The sequence below is a fragment of the Pseudomonas canadensis genome, assembly GCF_030980095.1.
Lineage (GTDB): Bacteria > Pseudomonadota > Gammaproteobacteria > Pseudomonadales > Pseudomonadaceae > Aquipseudomonas > Aquipseudomonas canadensis.
This window is the reverse complement of the sequence record NZ_CP133298.1, coordinates 2,139,148-2,162,452: the sequence shown is the minus strand read 5'-3', so window position 1 is coordinate 2,162,452 and position 23,305 is coordinate 2,139,148. Positions and strand designations below refer to the sequence as shown.

25 protein-coding genes and 1 pseudogene are annotated in these 23,305 nt (G+C 61.7%); 13 read left to right on the top strand and 13 right to left on the bottom strand.

All coding sequences use genetic code 11. From position 1 onward, the window contains the following. Positions 1-47: 47 nt before the first annotated feature. Positions 48-950: a transcriptional activator NhaR gene (nhaR, locus tag RB216_RS10135; RefSeq protein ID WP_028619586.1), complete on the top strand. Its 903-nt coding sequence runs from the start codon at positions 48-50 to the stop codon at positions 948-950. Positions 951-954: 4 nt separating this feature from the next. Here the strand turns inward: nhaR and RB216_RS10130 are convergent, their stop codons facing one another. Then, positions 955-2,112 carry an MFS transporter gene (locus tag RB216_RS10130; protein ID WP_068931765.1) on the bottom strand — a complete coding sequence of 386 codons (1,158 nt, stop codon included), beginning with the start codon at positions 2,110-2,112 and terminating at the stop codon, positions 955-957. 228 nt (positions 2,113-2,340) lie between these two features. Here RB216_RS10130 and sstT point away from each other — a divergent pair, with 228 nt between their 5' ends. Continuing rightward, positions 2,341-3,561 carry a serine/threonine transporter SstT gene (sstT, locus tag RB216_RS10125; RefSeq protein ID WP_033902034.1) on the top strand — a complete coding sequence of 407 codons (1,221 nt, stop codon included), beginning with the start codon at positions 2,341-2,343 and terminating at the stop codon, positions 3,559-3,561. Between the two features lie 69 nt (positions 3,562-3,630). Here the strand turns inward: sstT and RB216_RS10120 are convergent, their stop codons facing one another. Further along, positions 3,631-4,140 carry a DUF1993 domain-containing protein gene (locus tag RB216_RS10120; RefSeq protein WP_028619583.1) on the bottom strand — a complete coding sequence of 170 codons (510 nt, stop codon included), beginning with the start codon at positions 4,138-4,140 and terminating at the stop codon, positions 3,631-3,633. A gap of 116 nt (positions 4,141-4,256) precedes the next feature. On the opposite strand from RB216_RS10120, the gene RB216_RS10115 reads away from it, so the two are divergent. Further along, the gene (locus tag RB216_RS10115) at positions 4,257-4,901 is read left to right on the top strand and encodes a YceH family protein (RefSeq protein WP_028619582.1); all 645 of its coding nucleotides are present in this window, start codon (positions 4,257-4,259) and stop codon (positions 4,899-4,901) included. Positions 4,902-5,016: 115 nt separating this feature from the next. Here the strand turns inward: RB216_RS10115 and RB216_RS10110 are convergent, their stop codons facing one another. Next, positions 5,017-5,835, bottom strand: coding sequence for a shikimate 5-dehydrogenase (locus RB216_RS10110; protein WP_028619581.1), 819 nt, complete (start codon positions 5,833-5,835; stop codon positions 5,017-5,019). Between the two features lie 156 nt (positions 5,836-5,991). On the opposite strand from RB216_RS10110, the gene RB216_RS10105 reads away from it, so the two are divergent. The 3 genes from RB216_RS10105 to RB216_RS10095 all read left to right on the top strand — a co-directional run bounded on the left by RB216_RS10105 (position 5,992) and on the right by RB216_RS10095 (position 7,038). Then, positions 5,992-6,345 carry a hypothetical protein gene (locus tag RB216_RS10105; protein ID WP_068931763.1) on the top strand — a complete coding sequence of 118 codons (354 nt, stop codon included), beginning with the start codon at positions 5,992-5,994 and terminating at the stop codon, positions 6,343-6,345. A gap of 224 nt (positions 6,346-6,569) precedes the next feature. Further along, positions 6,570-6,764 (top strand): hypothetical protein, encoded by a 195-nt coding sequence (locus tag RB216_RS10100; protein ID WP_068931762.1) that lies wholly within the window; start codon positions 6,570-6,572, stop codon positions 6,762-6,764. A gap of 91 nt (positions 6,765-6,855) precedes the next feature. Further along, positions 6,856-7,038: a hypothetical protein gene (locus RB216_RS10095; RefSeq protein ID WP_068931761.1), complete on the top strand. Its 183-nt coding sequence runs from the start codon at positions 6,856-6,858 to the stop codon at positions 7,036-7,038. Between the two features lie 3 nt (positions 7,039-7,041). Here RB216_RS10095 and RB216_RS10090 read toward each other — a convergent pair whose 3' ends face one another. From RB216_RS10090 to RB216_RS10075, 4 genes are all read right to left on the bottom strand, one after another. Beyond that, entirely contained in the window at positions 7,042-8,109 is a 1,068-nt protein-coding gene (locus RB216_RS10090) for an AI-2E family transporter (protein WP_028619578.1), read from the bottom strand. A 103-nt stretch (positions 8,110-8,212) separates the two neighbouring features. Beyond that, the gene (locus RB216_RS10085; RefSeq protein WP_068931760.1) at positions 8,213-9,421 is read right to left on the bottom strand and encodes a cytochrome c biogenesis protein DipZ; all 1,209 of its coding nucleotides are present in this window, start codon (positions 9,419-9,421) and stop codon (positions 8,213-8,215) included. A 31-nt stretch (positions 9,422-9,452) separates the two neighbouring features. Then, positions 9,453-9,665 (bottom strand): hypothetical protein, encoded by a 213-nt coding sequence (locus RB216_RS10080; RefSeq protein ID WP_068931759.1) that lies wholly within the window; start codon positions 9,663-9,665, stop codon positions 9,453-9,455. A 42-nt stretch (positions 9,666-9,707) separates the two neighbouring features. After that, positions 9,708-9,971 carry a DUF2790 domain-containing protein gene (locus tag RB216_RS10075; protein WP_068931758.1) on the bottom strand — a complete coding sequence of 88 codons (264 nt, stop codon included), beginning with the start codon at positions 9,969-9,971 and terminating at the stop codon, positions 9,708-9,710. A gap of 224 nt (positions 9,972-10,195) precedes the next feature. Here RB216_RS10075 and trhP point away from each other — a divergent pair, with 224 nt between their 5' ends. Then, positions 10,196-11,509: a prephenate-dependent tRNA uridine(34) hydroxylase TrhP gene (trhP, locus tag RB216_RS10070; RefSeq protein ID WP_308908635.1), complete on the top strand. Its 1,314-nt coding sequence runs from the start codon at positions 10,196-10,198 to the stop codon at positions 11,507-11,509. A 120-nt stretch (positions 11,510-11,629) separates the two neighbouring features. On the opposite strand, the gene ctpM is transcribed toward trhP, so the two are convergent. Together ctpM and RB216_RS10060 are read right to left on the bottom strand one after the other, a co-directional pair. Continuing rightward, positions 11,630-13,309, bottom strand: a complete 1,680-nt coding sequence (gene ctpM / locus RB216_RS30005) for a methyl-accepting chemotaxis protein CtpM (protein WP_068931756.1) — start codon at positions 13,307-13,309, stop codon at positions 11,630-11,632. A gap of 169 nt (positions 13,310-13,478) precedes the next feature. Beyond that, positions 13,479-14,798, bottom strand: a complete 1,320-nt coding sequence (locus RB216_RS10060; protein WP_163002114.1) for a Na+/H+ antiporter family protein — start codon at positions 14,796-14,798, stop codon at positions 13,479-13,481. A 362-nt stretch (positions 14,799-15,160) separates the two neighbouring features. On the opposite strand from RB216_RS10060, the pseudogene RB216_RS29820 reads away from it, so the two are divergent. Beyond that, positions 15,161-16,450: pseudogene (locus RB216_RS29820) on the top strand (methyl-accepting chemotaxis protein); the annotation flags it as partial. Between the two features lie 102 nt (positions 16,451-16,552). Further along, complete coding sequence (locus tag RB216_RS29815; RefSeq protein WP_372514803.1) at positions 16,553-17,308, top strand: methyl-accepting chemotaxis protein; 756 nt, start codon at positions 16,553-16,555, stop codon at positions 17,306-17,308. A gap of 25 nt (positions 17,309-17,333) precedes the next feature. Here the strand turns inward: RB216_RS29815 and RB216_RS10050 are convergent, their stop codons facing one another. Genes RB216_RS10050 through RB216_RS10035 form a run of 4 tightly spaced genes read right to left on the bottom strand, consistent with a single transcriptional unit; the run spans position 17,334 to position 19,931 of the window. After that, positions 17,334-18,653, bottom strand: a complete 1,320-nt coding sequence (locus RB216_RS10050; RefSeq protein WP_308908634.1) for a sensor histidine kinase — start codon at positions 18,651-18,653, stop codon at positions 17,334-17,336. Further along, entirely contained in the window at positions 18,650-19,318 is a 669-nt protein-coding gene (locus RB216_RS10045; RefSeq protein ID WP_028619570.1) for a response regulator transcription factor, read from the bottom strand. The genes RB216_RS10050 and RB216_RS10045 overlap by 4 nt, the downstream gene beginning before the upstream one ends. Then, entirely contained in the window at positions 19,318-19,629 is a 312-nt protein-coding gene (locus RB216_RS10040; protein WP_028619569.1) for a PepSY domain-containing protein, read from the bottom strand. Before RB216_RS10040 ends, RB216_RS10045 begins: the two co-directional genes overlap by 1 nt. After that, positions 19,629-19,931 carry a PepSY domain-containing protein gene (locus tag RB216_RS10035; RefSeq protein ID WP_028619568.1) on the bottom strand — a complete coding sequence of 101 codons (303 nt, stop codon included), beginning with the start codon at positions 19,929-19,931 and terminating at the stop codon, positions 19,629-19,631. Before RB216_RS10035 ends, RB216_RS10040 begins: the two co-directional genes overlap by 1 nt. Positions 19,932-20,088: 157 nt before the next feature. On the opposite strand from RB216_RS10035, the gene RB216_RS10030 reads away from it, so the two are divergent. The 4 genes from RB216_RS10030 (at position 20,089) to RB216_RS10015 (ending at position 23,281) form a co-directional block, all read left to right on the top strand. After that, on the top strand, positions 20,089-21,168 hold the full coding sequence (locus RB216_RS10030) for a patatin-like phospholipase domain-containing protein (protein WP_308908633.1): 1,080 nt from the start codon (positions 20,089-20,091) through the stop codon (positions 21,166-21,168). 590 nt (positions 21,169-21,758) lie between these two features. Further along, positions 21,759-22,115, top strand: coding sequence for a 6-carboxytetrahydropterin synthase QueD (gene queD, locus RB216_RS10025; protein WP_003190259.1), 357 nt, complete (start codon positions 21,759-21,761; stop codon positions 22,113-22,115). A 92-nt stretch (positions 22,116-22,207) separates the two neighbouring features. Continuing rightward, the gene (locus RB216_RS10020; protein WP_308908632.1) at positions 22,208-22,654 is read left to right on the top strand and encodes a GNAT family N-acetyltransferase; all 447 of its coding nucleotides are present in this window, start codon (positions 22,208-22,210) and stop codon (positions 22,652-22,654) included. 3 nt (positions 22,655-22,657) lie between these two features. Beyond that, positions 22,658-23,281 carry an NUDIX hydrolase gene (locus RB216_RS10015; protein WP_028619564.1) on the top strand — a complete coding sequence of 208 codons (624 nt, stop codon included), beginning with the start codon at positions 22,658-22,660 and terminating at the stop codon, positions 23,279-23,281. Positions 23,282-23,305 lie beyond the last annotated feature (24 nt).

Sequence of the window (23,305 nt, the reverse complement as noted above, 5' to 3'; positions counted from 1 at the left end):
CGTATTTTTCTCGAGTATACTTCGGCTTTTACGAAGTGATGGTCGTCATGCTCAATTACCGACAACTGCACTACTTCTGGGTGGTGGCCAAGACTGGCAGCATCGTGCGTGCGTGTGAGCAGCTTAACCTCACGCCCCAGACCATCAGCGGGCAGATCAGCCTGTTGGAGCAAACCTTTGGTATCGCGCTGTTTCAGCGTGTCGGCCGTCAGTTGGAGTTGACTGAAGCCGGGCGCCAGGCCCTGCCCTACGCCGAGCAGATGTTCCAGACCGGCAATGAATTGGAGGCCATGCTGCGCGCGCAGCCCGATGAACAGCAGATTCTGTTCCGTGTCGGCGTGGCGGATGTGGTGCCCAAATCCATCGTTTACCGACTGATCGCACCGACCATGGAGTTGAGCGAACCGATCCGCATCACCTGCCGCGAAGACAAGCTCGAACGCCTGCTGGCAGACCTGGCCATCCAGCGCCTGGACCTGGTGATTTCTGACAGCCCCATGCCAACGCACCTGGACATCAGGGGCTACAGCCAGAAGTTGGGAGAATGCGGTATCAGCTTTTTCGCCACCCAAGCGCTGGCCGACGCATATGGCGGGGATTTCCCGCAGTGCCTGCACGGCGCGCCGCTATTGATCCCAGGGGCGGAAACCGTGGTCCGCAGCCGTTTGCAGCGCTGGTTCGCCGAACAGCAGATCCAGCCGAAGATCATCGGTGAGTTCGATGACAGCGCCTTGATGCAGGCCTTCGGCCAATCCGGCAGCGGGATTTTTATCGCCCCCAGCGTGATTGCCGATGAGGTGGTGCGCCAGTACGGCGTGGCGCTGATTGGCCAGACTGTGGCGGTGACCGAGTCGTTCTACGCGATCTCGGTGGAACGCAAGGTCAAGCACCCCGGCATCGTGGCGATTACCGAAGGCGCTCGACGGGAGTTGTTTACCACCCTGCCCTGACGGTTCAAGCCTGGGAGGCGACCGGGTGCTTGGCAGTCATCAACCACAACGCCAGCAGGATCGACACCAGGATAAACCCGGACGCAGCAAAGCCCAGGCTGCCCAGCCCGAGGGTGTCGATCACATGGCCACCCACCAGGGCGCCCAGGCCGATGCCCAGGTTGGCCCCGGCGATGTTCAGCGACGCGGCAAATGCCGGCGCATGGGGCGCGGCTTTCATCAAGCGCACATGGCTGACCAGAAACATCGCCGCCTGGGTCACGCCCCACACGGCCATCGCCGCCGCCAGACCAATGGTGGAATGGATCGCCGGTACCAACGCCACCATGCCCGCAATCATGAAGCCGCAGAACACCATCGACGCGATCAACGGGTGGCGATCCACCGCACGCCCGCCCAACGAATTGCCAATCAGCCCGACCGCACCGAAGCCCATCAGGCACCAGCCCACCAACGTACCGTCGAAACCGGCCAGTCGCTCGAGAATATCCGCCAAATAGGTGTACGCCGTGAACATGCCGCTGAACACCAGGATCGACAGCAGGATATGGCCCTGCATCAGCGGGTTACGCAGGATCTTGAACTGCGAGCGCAGCGTCACTTGATCGTTCTTCGGCTGGGTCACCGGCAGGTAGATAAACAGCAACAAGGCCTTGGCCAATGCCACCACCGCAAGGATGGCAAACGCGCTGCGCCAGCCGAACATATCGGAAATCAGCGTGCCCACCGGAATGCCGAACACCGTGGCGCAGACGATGCCGAAGCCGATCTTCTCAATAGCGCGCCCGGCGAATTCGGGGCCGACGATGTCCACCGCCGTTTCGCTGGCCAACGCCCAGAACACCGGCAAACCCAGTGCCGGGATCAGCCGCGCCACTGCCATCACCCAGATATTCGGTGCCAGCGCCGCCACGGTATTGGCCACGCCGAACAGGATCAGAATGCTGATAAACAGCCGCTTGCGTGGGAAACGCGCGCAGTAGGCCGTCAGAAACGGCCCAAAGGCCGCCACGGTAAACGCAAACAAGGTCACCAGCAGCCCGGCTTGGGACACACTCACATTCAGGTCCCGGGCGATGGAGGGCAGCAGGCCGACGATGACGAATTCCGTGGTCAGCACGGTAAAGCCGGCGGCCGACAGCAGCAGGATGGGAAACAACATGAAAACTCCAGAAACGACGACATCAACGACAGCCCGAAGGGCGCGCTGAAGGATAGGAAAGATGAGAGGACGGAATCTTAACAGGGTTTTGCAAAGGCTGGGGCGGGCGGGTGACGCAATGCCGCACCGACGGGGACATTTCCTACAGCATGCTAGACTTCGCGATCCGCGTCCTACAGCCTTTTCTGCCTGTGCCGCCGTGCCTCCAAAAACTAGAGACAAGTGTTTATGACTGCTGCCCCTTCCCTCCTGCAACGACTGGCGCGCGTCAGCCTGGTCACGCAAATCGTCATCGGCCTGATCGCCGGCATCCTGCTGGCCTTACTGTTGCCCGAGGCAGCCAAGGCCACCGGATTCATCGGCAAAGTATTCGTCGCGGCGCTCAAGGCCGTGGCACCGATCCTGGTGTTTGTGCTGGTGATGGCGTCGATCGCCAACCATAAGCACGGCCAGGAAACCCATATAAAACCGATCCTGTTCCTCTACCTGCTGGGCACCTTTGCCGCCGCCGTGGTCGCGGTGATTGCGAGCATGTGGTTCCCCTCCTCGCTAGTGCTGGCAACCCACGACGCAACCGTGACCGCGCCCGGCGGCATCGGTGAAGTGCTGCAAAGCCTGTTGTTGAGCGTGGTGGACAACCCGGTCAGCGCACTGATGAATGCCAACTTCATCGGCATCCTGGCCTGGGCTATCGGCATGGGCGTAGCCATTCGCCATGCCGGCGAGACCACCCGCACCGTGCTCGACGACCTGTCCAATGGCGTCACACTGATCGTGCGGGTGGTGATCCGCTTTGCGCCGCTGGGTATTTTCGGCCTGGTGGCCTCGACCCTGGCCACTTCCGGCTTCGGCGCCCTGCTCGGCTACGCCCACCTGCTGGTGGTGCTGATCGGCTGCATGCTGTTCGTGGCGCTGGTGGTCAACCCGGCCATCGTCTTCTGGAAACTGCGTCGCAATCCTTACCCGTTGGTGCTGATGTGCCTGCGGGAAAGCGGGATCACCGCGTTCTTCACCCGCAGTTCGGCGGCGAACATCCCGGTCAACCTGGCGTTGAGCAAACGCCTGGGCCTGCATGAAGACACGTACTCGGTGTCGATCCCGCTCGGTGCCACCATCAACATGGCCGGCGCCGCGATCACCATCACCGTGCTGACCCTGGCCGCCGTGCACACCCTGGGCATCGCCGTCGACCTGCCCACCGCCGTGCTGCTCAGTGTGGTCGCGGCCGTCTGCGCCTGCGGAGCTTCCGGCGTGGCGGGCGGTTCGCTGCTGCTGATCCCGCTGGCGTGTAGCCTGTTTGGCATTCCCAGCGAGATTGCCATGCAAGTCGTTGCTGTGGGGTTCATCATCGGTGTGCTGCAGGATTCGGCGGAAACCGCGCTGAATTCGTCCACCGACGTACTGTTCACCGCCGCCGCCTGCCTGGGCAAGGAAGAACAGCCGGCTTGACCGCCGGCCACAAAAAAGCCCGGGGTCGTTCTTCAGTGAACGACCCCGGGCTTTTTTGTGGCTGGATGCTTAGAACGCGCCCATGTAATCACGCTTGCCCACTTCTACGCCGTTGTGGCGCAGCAAAGCGTAAGCGGTGGTGACGTGGAAGAAGAACTGCGGCAGGCCGTAGGTCAGCAGGTAGGATTGGCCGCTGAAGCGCTTCTCTTTCGGCGTGCCTGGGCGAGTGACGATCTCGATGCCTTCCTTGCCGTCGATCTGCTCGGGCTTGATGGTGTCGACAAAGGCCAACACCTTGGCGATCAGCGCTTGCAGGTCGGCGAAGGTGACTTCGGTATCTTCGTATTTCGGCACTTCGATCTCAGCCAGGCGTGCGGAAACACCCTTGGCGAAGTCGACGGCGATCTGCACCTGGCGCACCAGTTGGAACATGTCCGGGAACAGACGCGCTTGCAGCAAAGCGTTCGGCTCGATGTTCTTGGCGGTGGCGTGGGCTTCGGCCTTGGTCAACACGCCGCTCAGGGCGGTGAGCATTTGCTTGAAGACAGGAATGGAAGCGGCGTACAGGGAAATAGTCATGGCAGTCTCTGGGTAATGTCACGGTTTGAACCAGCGGCGATTATAGCCATGCCTATCGCTTGTCTTTTATTTTTTCAGGATTAGGCTAAGGGCCTTCACTGCATAGGGAAAGCGCGATGACCGCCGAGCACGACACCGAGACCCCTGAGCCGCGCCTGAACAGCACGGAAATCCGGCTCCTGGGCTGCCTGATCGAAAAACAGGCGACCAACCCGGAAACCTATCCCCTGACCCTCAATGCCCTGGTACTCGCCTGTAACCAGAAGACCAGCCGTGAACCGGTCATGAACCTCAGCCAGGGCCAGGTCGGCCAGAGCCTGCGCACGCTGGAAGGCCAAGGCTTCACCCGCCTGGTGATGGGCAGCCGTGCCGACCGTTGGGAACACCGCGTGGACAAGGCGCTGGAGTTGGTGCCGGCCCAGGTGATCCTGATCGGGCTGCTGTTTTTGCGCGGGCCGCAGACCGTCAATGAGCTGCTGACCCGCAGCGGGCGTATGCATGATTTCGAAGATGCCGAGCAGGTGGTCCATCAGCTGGAACGCCTGATTGCCCGAGGTCTGGCGTTGCTCGTGCCGCGCCAGGCGGGGCAGCGCGAAGACCGGTATACCCATGCACTGGGTGATCCGGCGGATATCGAAGTGATTATGGCCGCGCGGGGAAGCCCGGTAGAACGCGGGGCTGTCAGCGGCGTATCGGTCGAGCGCATCGAGGAGCTGGAAGCGCGGATTGCGGCGCTGGAAGAACGGCTGGCTAACCTGTAGGAGCCCGGCTTGCCGGCGATGGTCGTTAACGGTGACGCGGGCATTGTGGATGCATGCAGCGTCTGGGCGTTTTTCGCTGGCAAGCAGCTCCTACAGGAGGAGCGGCGTTTTTGAGTCAGGTTCGGGCGAATGCCACGGCTTTTTCAAACTGTTCGTGCGTCGGTCGCACCCCGGTATAAAGCACAAACTGCTCCAACGCCTGGATCGCGATCACTTCCAGTCCGGTAATCACTCGCTTGCCTTGAGCCCTTCCACGCACAATCAACGGCGTTTCGGCGGGGATCGCCACCACATCGAACACAGTTTCTGCAACGTCCACCGCCTCGACGTCAAACGCCAACGCGTCTGCCTCAGCGCCGCCGGTCATGCCGATGGGTGTCACGTTGATCAGCATCTGCGGGCGCAGGTCACCCAACTCGGCCAGCCAGTCATACCCCAGGTTCTGCGCCAGCGCCCGGCCTGCTACTTCATTGCGGGCGACGATCACGCCATTGGCGTAACCACCGTCACGCAAGGCACTGGCCACCGCCTTGGCCATGCCGCCGCTGCCACGCAGGGCGAAGGTCGATTCCTTGGGCACCGCGTGCTTTTTCAGCAACTGTTCGATGGCGATGTAGTCGGTGTTATAGGCCTTGAGGTGCCCGTCGGTGTTGACGATGGTGTTGAGGGAGTCGATGGCTTGAACCGAATCGTCGAGTTCGTCCACTAAGGCAATGGCAGCTTCCTTGAACGGCATGGAAACCCCGCAACCACGGACGCCCAGCGCGCGGATACCACCGATCGCGCCGGGCAAGTCCTGGCTGCTGAAGGCTTTATAGTAGAAATTCAGACCCAGCTGTTCGTACAGGTGGTTATGAAACCGCAGGCCGAAATTCCCGGGGCGCGCCGACAGAGACATGCACAGTTGGGTGTCCTTGTTGGGGTGCATCTGCATGGGTAACTCCTTTGAGTAAGCAAATGGGTACAGACCTTACACAACCTTTACCTAGCGGCTGTGCTGTTTTTCAGAAATACGTTGTCTTAAAAGTATCCCCGCGACATTACTTGAGTCTATTGATGACAGACCACAAGCGCTGGGGCTAACCGAGGAATGACCATGATTCGTACAATCCCCAAGATCGCCTTGCTTGTTGGCGCACTCGCTATGGCAGGCCAAGCCTCAGCCCACGGTGGTGGTTGGGGTGGCCCGGCCGTATTGGGTGCTTTAGTCGGCGCCGCAGTCGTGGGCTCCGTGGTTGCCAGCCAGCCGCGTGAGGTCTATGTGCAGCAGCCGGTGTATGTGCAACCGCAGCCGGTGTATGCCGCGCCGCCGCCGGTCTACTACGCACCGCCGCCACCGGTGTATGTGCAACAGCAGGTTTATTATCGCCCGGCGCCGGTCTATTACGGCCCACCCCGTGGCTACTACGGCCCTCCCCACGGCTACTACCGTCGCGGCTGGTAAGGACTCATCTGGAAACAGGCCCCGCAGGTTGCGGGGCCTTTTTTTGCCTGAAAAGTCCGGATTTACAGCGCCAAGGTCGCTTTGAGGACACTGATCGGGCTGAAATCGCACATCATCAACACCAATGTCTACTTGCCCGAACAGGCCTCGCGCTGTCATGTTTGTGTCACGACATACTTCCACTATCGATTCTGTCCACCCAATAACAACAAGGACGACTGACCATGCCCACGCAAAACCCGCACCGCACCGCCGGCCTTTGTACGTCCAGCAAGGTCTACAACGCCCTCACCGAGCTCAAGCACCTGGAAGGCCACCGCAGCGCCAAGTTCCTCGCGCTGCTGGCAGAAAACCTGGTGCGCAAGGGTTTGGTCAGCGAGCAGGAAGTGGTGAACATGCTCGATCAGGTGGTGGACTGACGCCTCGCGTCGATGTCGACTATCGAGACGGTTGATTTTTCCTACGCAGGCCCAACCCGTAAGGTGACCCCCATAGCAATTGGAGGTCCTTATGCCCACTGTTCAGATCATGTCCGTCATCGGCAGCGCCGTCCCCGCCCGCCTTCGGGAGTCGGGTTTACTCGCCTGCTGGTACCTGGTGCGCGATGGCGAACCCATCAGCGGCCCGCTCACGTCCTTGTCGGCCGCTGAAAAACAACTGCAACAGGCCTCGAACTTCAGGCTGCATGCCTGAGGTTCAGGGTAATGGCAACTTGACTCGCGGCTTGCTCTCCACGAACAGCGCCCAGCTGGACATGAACAACGCCGCCACCAGTGGCCCGATCACGAAACCGTTCAAGCCAAATACCGACAGACCGCCCAGAGTCGAGATCAGGATCAGGTAGTCGGGCATCTTGGTGTCCTTGCCCACCAGGATCGGACGCAGCACGTTGTCTACCAGGCCGATCACGAATACGCCAAACAGCGCCAGCACCACGCCTTGCCAGATGGCGCCGCTCAACAGGAAGTAGGCAGCCACCGGCCCCCACACAATCCCCGCGCCCACCGCCGGCAACAGCGACAGAAACGCCATCAGTACCGCCCAGAGCAATGCACTGGGAATATCCAGGAACCAGAAGATAAGCCCGCCGAGCGCACCCTGGGTCACGGCCACCAGCACATTGCCCTTGACCGTGGCACGCACCACCCGGTTGAACTTGAGCTGCAACCGGCGCTTCTGCGGCTCGGCCAACGGCACCGCCGTGCGCACCTTGCGCACCAGTTCCGGGCCATCGCGCAGCAAGAAGAACAGCAAATACAGCATGATGAAAAAGCTCACCAGGAAATCAAACGTGCCCTGCCCGAAGCTGAACGCCTGGGTTGCAAAGAACTGGCTGCCCTGCATCGCGCTCTTGACGATTTTCTCGCGCAAACCTTCCAGGTTGCCCATGCCAAAGCGGTCCAGCAGGTGCTGGAAGTACGGCGGCAACACATTCTTGAACTGCTCGATATACCCCGCCACGTCCAGCTTGCCGCTTTCCACGTTCTTATAAAGCGTCGCGCCCTCTTGCACCAGCAAGGCGCTGGTGATGATCACCGGCAGGATCGCAATGACCAGGCAGGCGCTCAAGGTGGCCAGGGAGGTGAAGTTGCGGTTCCAGCCAAAGCGCAGCTGCAGGCGACGCTGCATCGGGGCAAAGATGATGCCGAGGATCACCGCCCAGAACACCGCGCCATAGAACGGCAGCAGTATCCAGATAAAGGCGACGGTCACCAGGCCCAGCAGCAACAGCAGGGTTTTGAATTGCAGGTTGGTTTGATTCATGTCCGGTCCATGTCAGAAAAGCAGAGGGCCCATGTAGGCCCTGTTGCTTAGTCCGCAGCGAAACCTGGGAGTGCCCTCGGTTATTGAACAAGCATAGACCGCCTCACTGAATCCCCTTCGCCTCGTTCAACAGCGTCTGGATCATCTGCTCCTGCGCGTCATAACGACCTTCGCCAAAATGGGTGTAACGCACCTGCCCCTTGGCGTCGATCAGGTAATGGGCGGGCCAGTACTGGTTGTCGAAATTGCGCCAGATCGCATAGTTGTTGTCGATGGCCACCGGGTAGGTGATACCCAGCTTGCGCACCTGGTCCTTGACGTTGCCGATGATGCGCTCATAACCGTATTCCGGGGTGTGGACGCCGATCACCACCAAACCGTCCTTCTCGTATTTCTTCACCCATTGCTTCACATACGGCAGGGTGTGCTGACAGTTGATGCAGTCGTAGGTCCAAAAATCCACCAGCACCACTTTACCTTTCAAGGATTCGCGGGTGAGTTCGGGTGAGTTGAGCCACTCGACCGCACCGGCCAGCGATGGCATGGCGCCCTTGGTATTGTCCCGCGCCGGGTCGGCCTTGACCTTGCTCACCACGTAATCCACCACTTTGGGCACGTTTTCCAGCACGCCTTTTTCCAGGCTGCTGACCCCTTCGGACGATGTGCCGGCGAGCAGGGTCTTGTCCGCTCCGGTGGAAATCACCACCGCCGCCGCCAGTACCGCCACGCCGGCACCACGGCGCAGCCAACCGGTCACTGGAATAGAGGCCTTGAGTCGATTGACCAGGCCACGCCCGGCAAAAATCAGCGCACCCAGGGACAAGGCGCTGCCCAGGCCGTAGGCCACCAGCAACAGGCTGGTCTGCGCATTGGCGCCTTGCAGCATTGCGCTGGTCAGGATCACACCCAGGATCGGCCCAGCGCAGGGCGCCCACAGCAGGCCTGTGGCGACGCCGATCATCACCGACTTCAGCGGACCGGACAGCGTGCGGCTGTCAGGATCGATACGGTTGCCCAACAACACGAAGGGGCGCGCCAGCCAGCCACCGACCCGCGCCGAGATCAGCGACAGCGCAAACAGCCCCATCACGATCAGCGCCACGTAACGGCCGGTGTTATTGGCCTGTATCACCCACTCCGTGCTGACCACCGCCAGGCTGGACACCAGCGCGAAGGTCAGGACCATGCCGCCGAGGGTCAACAGGATCGAACGGCGGGTGCGGTCGACGCCGGCGAACAGAAACGGCACCACCGGCAGGATACAGGGGCTGAGGACGGTCAGGATGCCGCCCAGGAATGCGATGAGTAGCATGGTGTTCACCTTATCGAGTGGGGAGACGGCGTCACGCTGTCTGGTGGTCCAGCGCCTGGCCGAGCGGTGTGCGGCGGCTGCCGTCCTCTACCAGCAGGTCATGGCGGGCGGCGTGTTGCACCGGCGTCAGTTGGAAGCAGGTGCTGGCGGCGCAGCTGCTTTTCTCCACGGCGGCGTTGGCGTGCACGGCAGTGCCGGCAAGGGCAAAGGCGGTGGCGGTCAAAAAGCGGGTCAGCGGGTTCATGGCGGACTTCCTGTGGCAAACAATGGGAGGGGACAGCGGGACTCAGTTATCGCCGACGCAACCGTCGCCGAACTTGAGGTAATCCAGCACCTGGGTCTTGTCGTGGGAGTCCAGGTAGGTCATGCGCGCATTCACCACGCCGCAGGTGGGCTTGGAGTCCTGGCTCATCGATACCACTTGCTTGATGTCCAGGTGCGTGCCGTAGTTGTAGGTCTGAGCGGTAAGGGCGGCTTCGGCGCGGGCCGACAAGGTGCAGATGTTCAGGGCGGCAAACAGGCAGGCGGCGTAGATGGCTTTGGTGTTCATGGTGGTTGACTCCAGGTTCTCAGGGTTGGAGGCGGTGTGCCTCGTTGGAATCAATTAAAAGCCCCTGAGGTATCGCGCCTGTGTCGGAAAACCGCGCGGATAAATCGATACGTATCCACAGCCCCTGCCGATACACAGCGATACAAAAAGCCCAAAGGACGACCTGGATCAATAAACCGCCCTCGCCGCTCGGCTACCTTCGCGACCTTTTGCGACCCGTGCCCATGCCTCCCATCCTCGCTCCCGAACTGCTCGCCCCCGCCGGCACCCTGAAAAACATGCGCTACGCCTTTGCCTACGGCGCCGATGCGGTCTACGCCGGCCAGCCGCGCTACAGCCTGCGGGTGCGCAACAACGAGTTCGACCACGCCAACCTGGCCCTCGGCATCCAGGAAGCGCACGCCCTGGGCAAGCGTTTCTACGTGGTGGTGAACATCGCGCCGCACAACGCCAAGTTGAAGACCTTCCTCAAGGACCTGGCCCCGGTGATCGCCATGGGCCCGGACGCGCTGATCATGTCCGACCCTGGGCTGATCATGCTGGTGCGCCGGCACTTTCCACAGATGCCGATCCACTTGTCGGTGCAAGCCAACACGGTGAACTGGGCCAGCGTGGAGTTCTGGCAGCAGCAAGGAATCGGCCGGGTCATCCTGTCGCGGGAATTGTCGCTGGAAGAGATCGATGAGATCCGCCAGCAGGTACCGGCCATGGAGCTGGAAGTGTTTGTGCACGGTGCCTTGTGCATGGCCTATTCCGGGCGCTGCCTGCTCTCGGGTTACATGAACAAGCGCGACGCCAACCAGGGCACCTGCACCAATGCTTGTCGCTGGAAATACCAGGCCACCCCCGCGGTGGAAAACGCCACGGGGGATATCGTCCAGCAATATCAGCCCACCCTGGGCATTGGCGCGCCCACCGACCAGATGTTCCTGCTCCAGGAAGCCAATCGCCCCGATGAACAGATGCCCGCCTTCGAAGACGAGCACGGCACCTACATCATGAACGCCAAGGACCTGCGCGCCGTGCAGCACGTGGAGCGCCTGACCCGGATGGGCGTGCACTCACTGAAGATCGAAGGCCGCACCAAGTCGCACTTCTACTGCGCGCGCACCACTCAGGTGTATCGCCAGGCCATCGATGATGCGGTGGCCGGTCGCGCCTTCGACCGCACCCTGATGACCGACCTCGAATCCCTGGCACAGCGCGGCTACACCGAAGGTTTCCTGCGTCGCCATGTGCACGATGAATACCAGAATTACCAGAACGGTAGCTCCGTGTCGGAACGCCAGCAGTTCGTCGGCGAGCTGACCGGCGAACGCCGGGGCGAGCTGGCCGAGGTCAAGGTGAAGAACCGCTTCGCTGTGGGCAATCACCTGGAATTGATGACCCCCGCCGGCAACTTCCACTTTGACCTGGAGAGGATGCACAACAGCCAGGGCGAGGCTGTCGAGGTCGCGCCGGGGGATGGGCACACGGTGTATGTGCCGGTCCCGGCGGAGATGGATGTGCGATTCGGCTTGCTGATGCGTGATGTTTAAATGTTGCCCAACCTTTGTGGCGAGGGCGCTCGCTCCCGCTGGGGCGCGAAGCGGCCCTAAAAGCCGGCGCCATCTGCGCTGTCGAACGGGACGGTTCGACAAGCGCCCTCGCCACAGGCCTCAGATCCTGAACTGACCGACCAACTGCCCCAACCGCTGACCCAGCTCCGCCAGGCTGCGGGACGTCTGGGCGCCCAGTTGGGTCTCATCGGCGACGCTGTCCACCGCCACGGCAATCTGATGCACGCTGCGGTTGATCTCTTCGGCCACGGCGGTCTGCTCTTCGGCGGCGCTGGCAATCTGGGCGTTCATCGAATTGATGGTGCCGATCAACTGGGCCATGGTGTCCAAAGACGCCCCGGCCTCGTTAGCCTGTGCCGAGGTGCCGTCGCCGGCATCGCTGGAGCGGCGCATGGCCTCCACCGCGGCCTCGGTGCCTTTTTGCAGGCGGTCGATCATGCCCTGGATTTCCTGGGTGCTGGTCTGGGTGCGGCTGGCCAGGGCGCGTACTTCGTCGGCGACTACCGCAAAACCACGTCCGGCCTCCCCTGCCCGCGCCGCTTCGATGGCGGCGTTGAGCGCCAGCAGGTTGGTTTGTTCGGCGATGGAGCGGATCACGCTGAGCACGCTGACGATGGAGGACACGTCCTGCTGCAGGCTGTCGAGGGACACGCCGCTGGTGCGGATATCGCTCACCAGCGCGTGGATCTGCGCAATGCTGCCGTCCACCACACGCTTGGCGGCCTGGCCTTCGGCATCGGTCTGCTGGGCCGCGACCGAGGCGCCCTGGGCACTGCGCGCCACTTCTTGCGCAGCCGAAGACATCTGGTTGATCGCAGTGGCGACCTGATCGGTCTCGTGGCGCTGGCGTTCCATGGCCTGTTCGGAGCGCTGGGCCTGATCAGAGACTTGGCTGACCAGGCCAGTGAGTTGGCTGGTCATCTCAGTGATCTGGCGAACCAGGCCGTGGATCTTGTCGACAAACCGGTTGAACGCGCCCGCCAGGTCGCCCAGTTCGTCCTGGCTGGTGATGGCCAGGCGGCGGGTCAAGTCGCCTTCGCCGGCCGCGATGTCGTCGAGGTTGGCTTTCATCAGGCTCAGCGGGCGCAGGATGGTGTTGGCCAGCAGCATGCCCACGGCAGCGATCACCAACAACACCACCACAGCCACGCCGAGAATGCTCAGCAGCACGCCCTCCATGCGCTTGTGCACCTTGGCTTCGACCACCGCGACCTGGGCCTCAATGCCGTCCAGGTTCACCGACGTACCGATGACCATGTCCCATTTCGGCAGGTATTCGGTGTAGCCGAGCTTAGGCACCAGTTCGGTCTGGCCCGGCTGGGTCGAGCTGTATTGCAGGTAGTGGGTGCCGTCCTTGCCGACCTTGACCAGGTCACGGTTGACGTACACGCCATTGGGGTCGCGGTTGTCCTTGAAGCTCTTGCCCACGCCGTCGGGGCTGTTGCCCTTGAACAGGCGGATGGTCTCGGAGTCGTAGCCGAAGAAGTAACCGTCCTTGCCGTAGCGGGTGTTCGACAGGAGCTTGACCACTTGGGCACGGGCGGCGGTATCGCCGGGGGCCGCCGCGTCGTAGAGCGGTTTGATGGTGGTCATGGCCACTTCGACATAACTTTGCAGCGTGGCCTTGGCGTCGTTGAGCAGGCGCTGGCGGGTTTCATCCACCTCGTTGCGCGCCTGCCCCTGCAGGATCCACACGGTGGTCAGGCTGATGACCACGGCAAACAGCAACACCGGCACTATGGCGAGGGACAGGACTTTGGCCTTGAGGCTCAGACGCATGGCTTTTCTCTCTCTTATTCGTGGCGACTTGAGAGGTTATCGGCCATACACAAATTCTCTGTAGGAGCGAGCTTGCTCGCGAAGAACGTCAGCGATGACGCGGGGAACCTGACACTCAGCGGCGTTCTCCAGTTCTTCGCGAGCAAGCTCGCTCCTACAGGGAATGGTGTCAGAGGGTCATGGCGGCCAGCCAGCCGAACGCCAGCAACGGAATGTTGTAGTGCAGAAACGTCGGCACCACCGTGTCCCAGATATGGTGGTGCTGACCGTCGACATTCAGGCCGGAGGTCGGACCGAGGGTGGAATCCGAAGCGGGCGAACCGGCATCACCCAGTGCACCGGCCGTGCCGACGATGCACACGATGGCCACCGGGCTGAAGCCCAGTTGCACGCACAGCGGCACAAAGATCGCGGCCAGGATCGGCACCGTGGAAAACGACGAACCGATGCCCATGGTCACCAGCAGGCCCACCAGCAACATCAACAACGCGCCGACACCACGGTTGTGGCCGATGAATGCCGCCGAAGTTTCCACCAACGAGCGCACGTCGCCGGTGGCCTTGAGTACTTCGGCAAAGCCTGACGAGGCGATCATGATGAAGCCGATCATCGCCATCATCTTCATGCCTTCGGTGAACAGGTCGTCGGTATCGCGCCAGCGCACGATGCCCGACACCGAGAAGATCAGGAAGCCGGCCAGGGCGCCGATGATCATCGAGTCCAGCCACAGTTGGATAATGAACGCCGAGGCAATCGCCAGGCCGGCCACCAGCAGGGTCAGCGGGTTGTATTGCACCGCCACCTGCTCGACCCGCTCGATTTTTTCCAGGTCGTACACGCGCTTCTTGCGGTAACTGATAAACACCGCCACCAGCAGGCCCACCACCATGCCCAGCGCCGGCAAGCTCATGGCGTGGGTGACGTTGACCTGGCTGATGTCCACACCGCTCTTGGCCACGTTGGCCAGCAGGATCTGGTTGAGGAAGATATTGCCAAAGCCCACCGGCAAGAACATGTAGGGCGTGATCAGGCCGAAGGTCATCACGCAGGCGATCAGGCGGCGGTCCAGTTGCAGCTTGGTCAGCACGTACAACAAGGGCGGCACCAGCAGCGGAATAAACGCGATATGAATCGGCAGGATGTTCTGCGACGCAATCGCCACCACCCACAACAGACCGATCAGCAGCCATTTGACATGGCTACCGCCGTTGGCTTCCTGGCGGTCCACCAGCAGCAGCGCCTTGTCAGCCAAGGCGTGGGCCAGGCCGGATTTGGCAATCGCCACGGCGAAAGCGCCGAGCAAGGCGTAGGACAATGCCACGGTTGCACCACCGCCCAAGCCGCCGTTGAAGGCCTTGAGCGTGGCGTCGATGCCCAGGCCACCGGTCAAGCCACCCACCAGGGCGCCGACGATGATGGCGATGACCACATGCACGCGGGACAAACTGAGCACCAGCATGGTGCCGACCGCGGCAATGACTGCGTTAATCATGGTTACCTCAAGCAGAAAAACTTAAAAAACAGGCATGCCCGCGCCCAGGCGGCCATAGGGTGGCAGCCAGCGTGCAGGCTTGAAGGAGGTCTTATTAGAGGGCGCGCACTTTGCAGCAGGCGGACGCTCATGTCAAAAACCTGTGGTGAGCGAGCTTGCTCGCGCTGGGCTGCGCAGCGGCCCCAAAAAGGGCGGGAGCGCTACGCACTCCAGCGCGAGCAAGCTCGCTCACCACAGAAGCTCGCTCACCACAGAAACGCCCTCTCCACAAAAGCAGGTTTAAATTGACTGTTTGAATAAAGAAAACTCCAAAACCGCCGATATAGAGCCTCTATGTGTTTTCAGGTAAGGATGTACCGATGTCGCTTAGACAGCTCTCCATTCAATGGAAAATCACCCTGCTCGCCGGCCTCTGCCTGCTGGGAATCGTGACCCTGCTGGTGGGTCTGTCGTTGTATCGCATGGAGCAGAGTTCGCAGCAGGTCAAGGCATCCAGCATGCAGATGCTGGATGAGGCCGCCCAGGCGCGCATCGAGGCCCAAGGCGAAGTGCAGGCATTGGGCATTCGTCGCCAATTCATGGACGCCTATCAATACGGCCATGGTTTTTCCCGCCAGGTACTGTTCTTGCGTGAGCAGGCCGAAAAGCGCTTTCTCGACGCTTTCGACACCCGTGAAGACCTGACCCGCCAGGTCAAGGCTGCGTTGCAGGCCAACCCGGATTTGCTCGGTCTGTCCCTGGTGTTCGAAGCCAACGCCCTGGACGGCAAGGATGAGCTGTTCGCCGGCCAGGCCGAGTTGGGCAGTAACGACAAAGGCCGCTTCGCCCTTTATTGGTCGCAGCCGACACCCGGCAAGCTAGAGTCGATGGCGCTGCCGGAAAGCGACATGTCCGACACCAGCGTCGGTCCCAGCGGTGAAAAGGCCAACGCCTGGTTCACCTGCCCACGCACCACACTCAAGCCGTGCGTGATCGAACCGTATTTCTACAGAATCAACGGGCAAAACGTGCTGATGACCAGCATCGTCTTCCCGTTGATGGTCAACGGCAAAGTCATCGCCTCGCTGTCGGTGGACATCAATCTCAACAGCCTGCAGGCCGTGAGCCAACAGGCCAGCCACAAGCTGTACGACGGCCAGACCCAGGTGAGCATCCTCAGCCCCACCGGGTTGCTCGCCGGCTACAGCCCGGACGCGAGTAAACTCAGCCAACGCTTGGACCAGGTCGATACCGCCAACGGTGCGCAACTGATCGGCGCCCTGGCCAGCAGCACGCAAATCCGTAGCCTGCGGACTGACCACCAACTGAAGGTACTGGCACCGTTCGCGCCAATCCCGGACGGCAAGTCCTGGGGCGTGTTGCTCGATGTGCCGGAGAAAGTCCTGGTCGGCCCTGCTGAAGCGCTGAAAGCACAGATGGACGCCGATAACACCCGTGGCACCTTGCTGGAACTGGGCCTGGGCCTGCTGGCTGCGGTGGTCGGTTTGATCCTGGTGTGGTTGATGGCACGCAGCGTGACCCGCCCGATCCTCGGCGTGGCTCGCATGCTGGAAGACATCGCCAGCGGTGAAGGCGACCTCACCCGCCGCCTGGCCTACGACAAACAGGACGAGCTGGGCCAGTTGGCCGGCTGGTTCAATCGCTTCCTCGACAAGCTGCAACCGATCATTGCCGAGGTAAAACGCTCGGTGCAGGACGCCCGTGGCACTGCGGATCAATCCGCTGCGATTGCCACTGAAACCAGCGCCGGCATGGAACAGCAATACCGCCAGGTCGACCAGGTGGCCACCGCGTCCCATGAGATGAGTGCCACGGCCCAAGACGTGGCGCGCAGCGCTGCCCAGGCGGCACAAGCCGCCCGCGACGCCGACCAGGCCACCCGTGATGGCTTGAAGGTGATCGACCACACCACGCGTAATATCGGGGAGTTGGCGGCGGACATGAGTACGGCCATGACCCAGGTCGAAGGCCTGGCCGCCAATAGCGAAAAAATCGGTTCGGTGCTCGAAGTGATTCGCGGCATTGCCGAGCAGACCAACTTGCTAGCCCTTAACGCCGCCATCGAAGCCGCCCGCGCCGGTGAGGCCGGCCGTGGCTTTGCGGTGGTGGCGGACGAAGTGCGCAACCTGGCGCAGCGCACTCAGGAATCGGTTGAAGAAACCCGCGTGGTCATCGAGCACCTGCAAAGCGGCACCGAAGAGGTGGTCGGCGCCATGGGCAACAGCTATCGCCAGGCCCAGGGCAGTGTCGAGCAGGTTGGGCAAGCCGTGACGGCCTTGCGCCAGATTGGCGACGCCGTGACGGTGATCAGCGACATGAACCTGCAAATCGCCAGCGCCGCCGAAGAACAAAGCGCCGTGGCCGAGGAGATCAACAGCAATGTGGCGACGATTCGCGATGTGACTGAGTCGCTGTCGGAACAGGCGAATGAATCGGCAAGGGTGAGCCAGGCGCTGAACAGCCTGGCGAATCAGCAGCAGGGGTTGATGGATCAGTTCAGGGTCTGATCAGACCCTTGTCGAAGCGACAGGCTTATCCCTGACGCTTCGGCAATTCGATCAGCACTTTCAGCCCGCCCAACTCGCTTTCCTGCAACTGCAGCACCCCACCCCACACCTCAACGATGTCCCGCACGATCCCCAACCCCAGGCCATGGCCATCGATCTGTTCATCCAGGCGCGTGCCTCGACTGAACACCTGGTCGCGTTGGGTTTCAGGAATACCGGGACCATCATCTTCCACCGCCAACCGGTAGCTGTGCTCAGCCTCGGTGACGGTCAAGCGCACCTCCGCATCCGCCCATTTGCAGGCGTTATCCAAGAGATTGCCGAGCAGCTCCAACAGGTCTTCACGGTCCCAAGGCAGTTGCAGGCCTGACGCAGCGTGGTAGCTCAGGTCCAGGTGTTCGCCGTGGATCATGTTGAGGGTGGCGAGCAGGCCGGGCAGTTCTTTTTCGCAATCAAACAGCGCGCCCGGCAGGGTTTCCCCAGCCAGGCGCGCACGGTTGAGCTCACGGTTGAGGCGTTGTTGCACCTGCTCCAACTGATCGCGCAACAGCTTGCTCAGTTCGGGACGATCCTTCAGCTCCTCGCTCGATGCGGCGCTCAACAGTACCGCCAGCGGAGTCTTGAGGGCATGGCCGAGGTTGCCCAAGGCATTGCGTGAACGCTTGAGGCTGTCTTCGGTGTGAGCCAGCAGGTGGTTGATCTGCGCCACCAACGGCTCCAGTTCCAGCGGCACCTGGGTGTCGAGCTGTGAACGCTGGCCCTGTTGCAGTTGGGCGATCTGGTTGCGTGCGGTTTCCAGCGGACGCAAGGCCCGGCGCACGGTGACCCGTTGCAGGATCAGCACCAGTAGCAGCGCCGCCAGCCCGAGCACCAGACCGATCTGACGCATGAGACGGAAGCTTTCCCGCACCGGGGTGTAGTCCTGGGCCACGCTGATGGAAATCGACTGGCCGAAGCGTTTGTAGTCCGAACGCAGCACCAGCAGTTGCTGGCCTTCCGGCCCTAGTTGCAGATTGCCCTTGATCCCGGCTTCGGGCAGGCGCGGCAGTTCCTGATCCCACAGCGAGCGCGAGCGCCAGTGGGTATCGGCAAAGTCGATGCGGAAGTAATGCCCGGAAAACGGACGCTGGTAGGCTGGCGACAGGCGTTGTTCATCCAGCTGAACGCCGTTCGGTCCACGCACCAGCGCCACCAACAGGTTTTCGGCGTCGTTGCGCAAGCCGGCCTCCAGGTAACGCTGCAAACCGGCTTCAAACAACCACAAGCTGGTTTGTGCCAGCACCACGCCGACGATCACCATCACACTGATCAGCCCCAGGCTCAGGCGTCGTTGGATGGACTTCATGCAGGGCTGGCGCCAAACCGGTAACCCTGGCCGCGCCGGGTTTCGATCACGCTGCGGCCCAATTTGCGGCGCAGGTGGTTGACGTGAACTTCCAGCACATTGGAGTCGCGCTCGGTCTCACCGTCGTACAAATGTTCGGCCAAGTGGCTTTTGGACAGGATCTGTTCGGGGTGCAGCATGAAGTAGCGCAACAGGCGAAACTCGGCGGCGGTCAGTTGGATCTCCGCGCCATCGCGCAGCACGCACTGACGGCCTTCGTCCAGGTGCAGGCCAGCCGCTTGCAAGGTGGGTTGGTTGGCCTGGCCATGGGAGCGACGCAACAGCGCCTGAATGCGCAGGTGCAGTTCCTCGGGGTGAAAGGGTTTGCTCAGGTAATCATCGGCGCCCGCCTTGAGTCCTTCGATGCGCTCAGCCCAGGAGTCGCGGGCGGTAAGCACCAGGACCGGCGTGGTCAGCGCAGCAGCGCGCCATTGCGCCAGCACCTCAAGGCCTGGCAGGCCCGGCAGGCCGAGGTCAAGAATGATCAGGTCGTAGGGCTCGCTTCGGCCCTGGTACACCGCATCACGCCCGTCCGCCAGCCAGTCGACGGCATAACCCTGGCGTTGCAGGCCGGCCAGCAGTTCATCGACCAGAGGCACGTTGTCTTCTACCAACAGCAGGCGCATCAGTCTTCCTCGTCTTTGATCAGCACACCGGTGCTGGCGTCCAGCTTGATCTCGCGCACCACGCCTTCGGTGGTCACCAGCTCCACTTCATAGGCATATTGGCCGTGTTTCTTTTCCAGCTCAGCCTCCAGCAGGCGTGAGCCGGGGTAGCGCGCCATGGCCTGCTGCAACAGTTGCTCCAGCGGCAGGATCACCCCCTGCTGACGCAGCGCCAAGGCCTCATCCTGATTGAGGTCGCGGGCCGCCAGGCTGGAGCAGAATGCCATGAGCACCAGCGCGACACGACTGCTGGCGCATAGATTTACCTTCATTACGTATCCTGATGATTCTTGAGAACCCGCCCGGTGAGCGCGTCCAATTCAACGTCCCATTCGATGCCATGGGCATCTTCCAATTCGACCTCGTAGACGTACTTGCCGTAGGCCTCGTCCAGGTCGGTGTCCAGCAGTGTCGAACCGGGGTGCAGGGCCAGGGCCGTGGCTTCCAGTTGATCGAAGGCGACGATAGTAACAGTGGCCGGCACTTTCAGTGGCTTGTCGGGGTCCACGGCTTGGGCCTGGGTCGCCGTGAGGGCGATGATACCGGCAGCAAACAGCGCGGTGAGGCGCTTCATGATAAGTCTCCGTTACAGGATGTTTTCCTACGCCGGTCACCGTACGCGCTGCAACTTAACTGAAACTGAATTGCCACCATGGCAATTCCCTGCAAGGCCTTTTCACACATTCCGCGAGATTTTCTATAATGCCCCGCTCGCTCGAACAGAGACCGGTATGACAGCCATCCACATCAAGTTTCCCGCGCTGACGCTCAAGGCCGGCAAACGCGCCTTTGCCCGCATTCGCGAGCAAGGCCTCACGCCGGCCGACGTCGGCATCCTGCCCGGCGCAGCCGGTGGCCCCAAGGCGCTGGGCATCCAGGGCCTGGACCTGGCACTGTTCGGCGACTGGCTGCCCCGCGCGCCACGGGAACGGGCATTGGTCGGTGCGTCCATCGGCTCCTGGCGGTTTGCCAGCGCGTGCCTGCCCGACCCGGTGCAAGGCCTGCTGGACCTCGGTCGCCTGTACAACGAACAACGCTTTGCCAAAGGCGTGACCATGGCCGAGGTCAGCCAGAGCTGCCAGCGCATGCTCGACGACCTGCTGGCCGGCCGCGATGCACGGGTGCTGGACAACCCGGACTACCGCCTCAATATCATGGTGGTCAAGAGTCATGGCCTGCTTGCCGATGACCACCGTGGACGCCTCGGGCTGGGCCTGTCGTCGGTGATCGCCGACAACCTGCGAGGCCGCGCGCGGCTGTCGCGGCATTTCGAACGCCTGATCATCCACGACCCCCGCCAGGCGCCACCGGTACATCCACTGAAGGACTTCCCGTCGCGCTTCCTGGCCCTGGAATTGGGCAACCTGCGCCAGGCCCTGCTGGCCTCGGGCTCGATCCCCATGGTGATGCAAGGCGTGCGCGACCTGCCGGGTGCAGGCGCCGGCACCTACCGCGACGGCGGCCTGCTGGACTATCACCTTGATCTGCCCTACCACGGCGACGATATCGTGCTGTACCCGCACTTCACCGATCGGGTCATCCCCGGCTGGTTCGACAAGGGCCTGCCGTGGCGACGCAGCAACCCGCAGGGTTTGCAGGATGTGTTGCTGCTGGCGCCGTCCAAGGATTACCTCGCCCGCCTGCCCCACGGCAAACTGCCGGATCGCAGCGACTTCAAGCGTTTCATGGGCGATGACCCAAGCCGCAATAAATATTGGCAGACCGCGATGAGCGAGAGTCAGCGGCTGGGAGACGAGTTCCTGGCATTGGCCGATAACGGCCAATTGGGCGAGCGCCTACAGCACCTGTAGCCGCCACCTCCCCACTAACCACGATGCGAAGCGAGCCGCTCGTGATCTAGCTTTTGATCTTGATCTCGCTTTTGATCTCAGGCGCCCCGTCAAACACGCTGGCCGGAATTCGACAGGGATTTGGGGGGTAAACCGGCAGGGATGCCGGTTTAGCCGCCCCGCGCCATGGATGGCGCGTGGCGGCGGCCCCCAAATACCTGTCGGATTACGGGCACACCGAGCCTAAGCGAGGTGCCGAGTGTTGGGGCAAGAGCCTTTTGCTTACTTTTGGGCTTTTCAAAAGTGAGCCGCCGTAAGGGCGGAACCCATAGCAGCCGTTACCTGAATAACGGATATGTACCCGATCAGATCCAACATCCAGGTCGGCTGTCAGGCCGCTTTCGCAGGCAAGCCAGCTCCCACATTTTTGGATCGCGGAGTGACAGTTAGAGTGTGGTCGGCTGTCAAACCGCCAGCGGCAGCAAGCCCCCTCGCCACCTGCCATCAACATTTCACCCGCAAGCCGCCCCCTACAGAGGGACGGTATGCGCAGCAACGAATCAAGCTGTTAAACTCGCCGCCTGCCAGACATCGACCGAGCTGAAAACACTGTGGAAATCTTCAAAGAATTTACCTTCGAATCCGCCCACCGCCTGCCCCACGTACCGGAAGGCCACAAATGCGGGCGCCTGCATGGGCATTCGTTCAAGGTGGCGATCCACCTGAGCGGCGACCTGGACCCCCATACCGGCTGGATTCGCGACTTCTCGGAGATCAAGGCGATTTTCAAGCCGCTCTATGAACGTCTCGACCACAACTACCTCAATGACATCCCAGGCCTGGAAAACCCCACCAGCGAAGTGCTGGCCAAGTGGATCTGGAATGAATTGAAACCCCTGCTGCCTGAGCTCAGTGCGATTCGTATCCACGAGACCTGCACCAGCGGTTGCATCTATCGCGGCGAATAAGCCGGCGCGATGAAAAAACCACCCTTGCGGTGGTTTTTTTGTGCCTGGCTCCCTTACAGTCATGGCTCCCTACCCACAAGGAGCCCGCTGCAATGATGCGCCCCGCAACGAGTCATGATGTTGCTGCTATCGAGGCTATCGTCCAGGCAGCCTACGCGCCATACATCGAACGGATCGGCCGCAAGCCCGGGCCGATGCTGGAGGACTATCACCAGCAAGTGGAAGCCGGTGGGGTGCATGTGCTGGATCATGCCGGGCGGGTCCGGGGGTTTATTGTCCTGCGGGACACAGACGGCGCGCTGTTGCTGGATAACCTCGCCGTCTCCCCGGACGCCCAGGGCCTGGGCTTCGGGCGGTTGCTGATGGATTTCGCCGAACAACAGGCGCTCGGCGCTAACTTCGCCGCCATCCGCCTGTACACCAACGAAGCCATGAACGAGAACATCACGCTGTACACCCGTCGGGGCTATGTCGAGACCCACCGGGCCGAAGAACATGGCCTGCGGCGTGTGTACATGACCAAGCAACTCCGGGAGTAACCCATGGAAAACACTTGGCTGGCCCAGGCCAAACGCTTGCAGGCGTTGGCGTCCACCGGGCTGCACTTTTGCACCGATGATTTCGAGCGCGAGCGCCTGGAAGAAATCGCAGAGATTGCCCACAACATGCTCGCGCAATTGGGCAATGTGCCCTTGGAGCGCATCACCGGGTTGGTCACGGATTTTGCCAAACGCTACTCGACGCCGATGATCGACGTGCGCGGGGCGGTCATCCAAGGCGAGCGGATTCTGCTGGTTCGCGAATTGACCGATGGCTGCTGGGCGTTACCGGGCGGTTATGCGGATATCGGTTTGTCGGCGGCGGAAAACATCGTCAAGGAGATTCGCGAGGAAGCCGGGCTGACGGTAACGGCGCGGGCCCTGTACAGCGTGACGCACAAGGCCAAGGGTCTGTATCGACCGGATGTGCGCGACTTCTACAAACTGTACTTCCTGTGTGAACCGGTGGATCAGTCGGCACCGATGGCGGGGTTCGAGACCACCGAAGTGGGCTTTTTCCGTCTGGACGAGCTGCCACCGCTGTCACGGGGGCGCACTATTGAAAGTGATCTGGAGGCCGCATTCGCCTTCCACCGTGGCGAGACCACCCAGACGCTGTTCGACTGATCCAATTTGTATCACTGCTGCACC

Bases quoted from the DNA above. Each gene is read 5' to 3' on its own strand.
- RB216_RS10115 (WP_028619582.1), top strand. From the start codon at position 4,257: ATGACCGCCGAGCACGACACCGAGACCCCTGAGCCGCGCCTGAACAGC.
- RB216_RS10105 (WP_068931763.1), top strand. From the start codon at position 5,992: ATGACCATGATTCGTACAATCCCCAAGATCGCCTTGCTTGTTGGCGCA.
- RB216_RS29815 (WP_372514803.1), top strand. From the start codon at position 16,553: ATGGAACAGCAATACCGCCAGGTCGACCAGGTGGCCACCGCGTCCCAT.
- RB216_RS10030 (WP_308908633.1), top strand. From the start codon at position 20,089: ATGACAGCCATCCACATCAAGTTTCCCGCGCTGACGCTCAAGGCCGGC.
- RB216_RS10110 (WP_028619581.1), bottom strand. From the start codon at position 5,835: ATGCAGATGCACCCCAACAAGGACACCCAACTGTGCATGTCTCTGTCG.
- RB216_RS10035 (WP_028619568.1), bottom strand. From the start codon at position 19,931: ATGAAGCGCCTCACCGCGCTGTTTGCTGCCGGTATCATCGCCCTCACG.
- RB216_RS10085 (WP_068931760.1), bottom strand. From the start codon at position 9,421: ATGCTACTCATCGCATTCCTGGGCGGCATCCTGACCGTCCTCAGCCCC.
- RB216_RS10080 (WP_068931759.1), bottom strand. From the start codon at position 9,665: ATGAACCCGCTGACCCGCTTTTTGACCGCCACCGCCTTTGCCCTTGCC.
- trhP (WP_308908635.1), top strand. From the start codon at position 10,196: ATGCCTCCCATCCTCGCTCCCGAACTGCTCGCCCCCGCCGGCACCCTG.
- RB216_RS10095 (WP_068931761.1), top strand. From the start codon at position 6,856: ATGCCCACTGTTCAGATCATGTCCGTCATCGGCAGCGCCGTCCCCGCC.
- RB216_RS10100 (WP_068931762.1), top strand. From the start codon at position 6,570: ATGCCCACGCAAAACCCGCACCGCACCGCCGGCCTTTGTACGTCCAGC.
- RB216_RS10075 (WP_068931758.1), bottom strand. From the start codon at position 9,971: ATGAACACCAAAGCCATCTACGCCGCCTGCCTGTTTGCCGCCCTGAAC.
- RB216_RS10130 (WP_068931765.1), bottom strand. From the start codon at position 2,112: ATGTTGTTTCCCATCCTGCTGCTGTCGGCCGCCGGCTTTACCGTGCTG.
- RB216_RS10020 (WP_308908632.1), top strand. From the start codon at position 22,208: ATGATGCGCCCCGCAACGAGTCATGATGTTGCTGCTATCGAGGCTATC.
- RB216_RS10120 (WP_028619583.1), bottom strand. From the start codon at position 4,140: ATGACTATTTCCCTGTACGCCGCTTCCATTCCTGTCTTCAAGCAAATG.
- RB216_RS10045 (WP_028619570.1), bottom strand. From the start codon at position 19,318: ATGCGCCTGCTGTTGGTAGAAGACAACGTGCCTCTGGTCGATGAACTG.
- RB216_RS10050 (WP_308908634.1), bottom strand. From the start codon at position 18,653: ATGAAGTCCATCCAACGACGCCTGAGCCTGGGGCTGATCAGTGTGATG.
- RB216_RS10090 (WP_028619578.1), bottom strand. From the start codon at position 8,109: ATGAATCAAACCAACCTGCAATTCAAAACCCTGCTGTTGCTGCTGGGC.
- sstT (WP_033902034.1), top strand. From the start codon at position 2,341: ATGACTGCTGCCCCTTCCCTCCTGCAACGACTGGCGCGCGTCAGCCTG.
- RB216_RS10040 (WP_028619569.1), bottom strand. From the start codon at position 19,629: ATGAAGGTAAATCTATGCGCCAGCAGTCGTGTCGCGCTGGTGCTCATG.
- nhaR (WP_028619586.1), top strand. From the start codon at position 48: ATGCTCAATTACCGACAACTGCACTACTTCTGGGTGGTGGCCAAGACT.
- ctpM (WP_068931756.1), bottom strand. From the start codon at position 13,309: ATGCGTCTGAGCCTCAAGGCCAAAGTCCTGTCCCTCGCCATAGTGCCG.
- RB216_RS10015 (WP_028619564.1), top strand. From the start codon at position 22,658: ATGGAAAACACTTGGCTGGCCCAGGCCAAACGCTTGCAGGCGTTGGCG.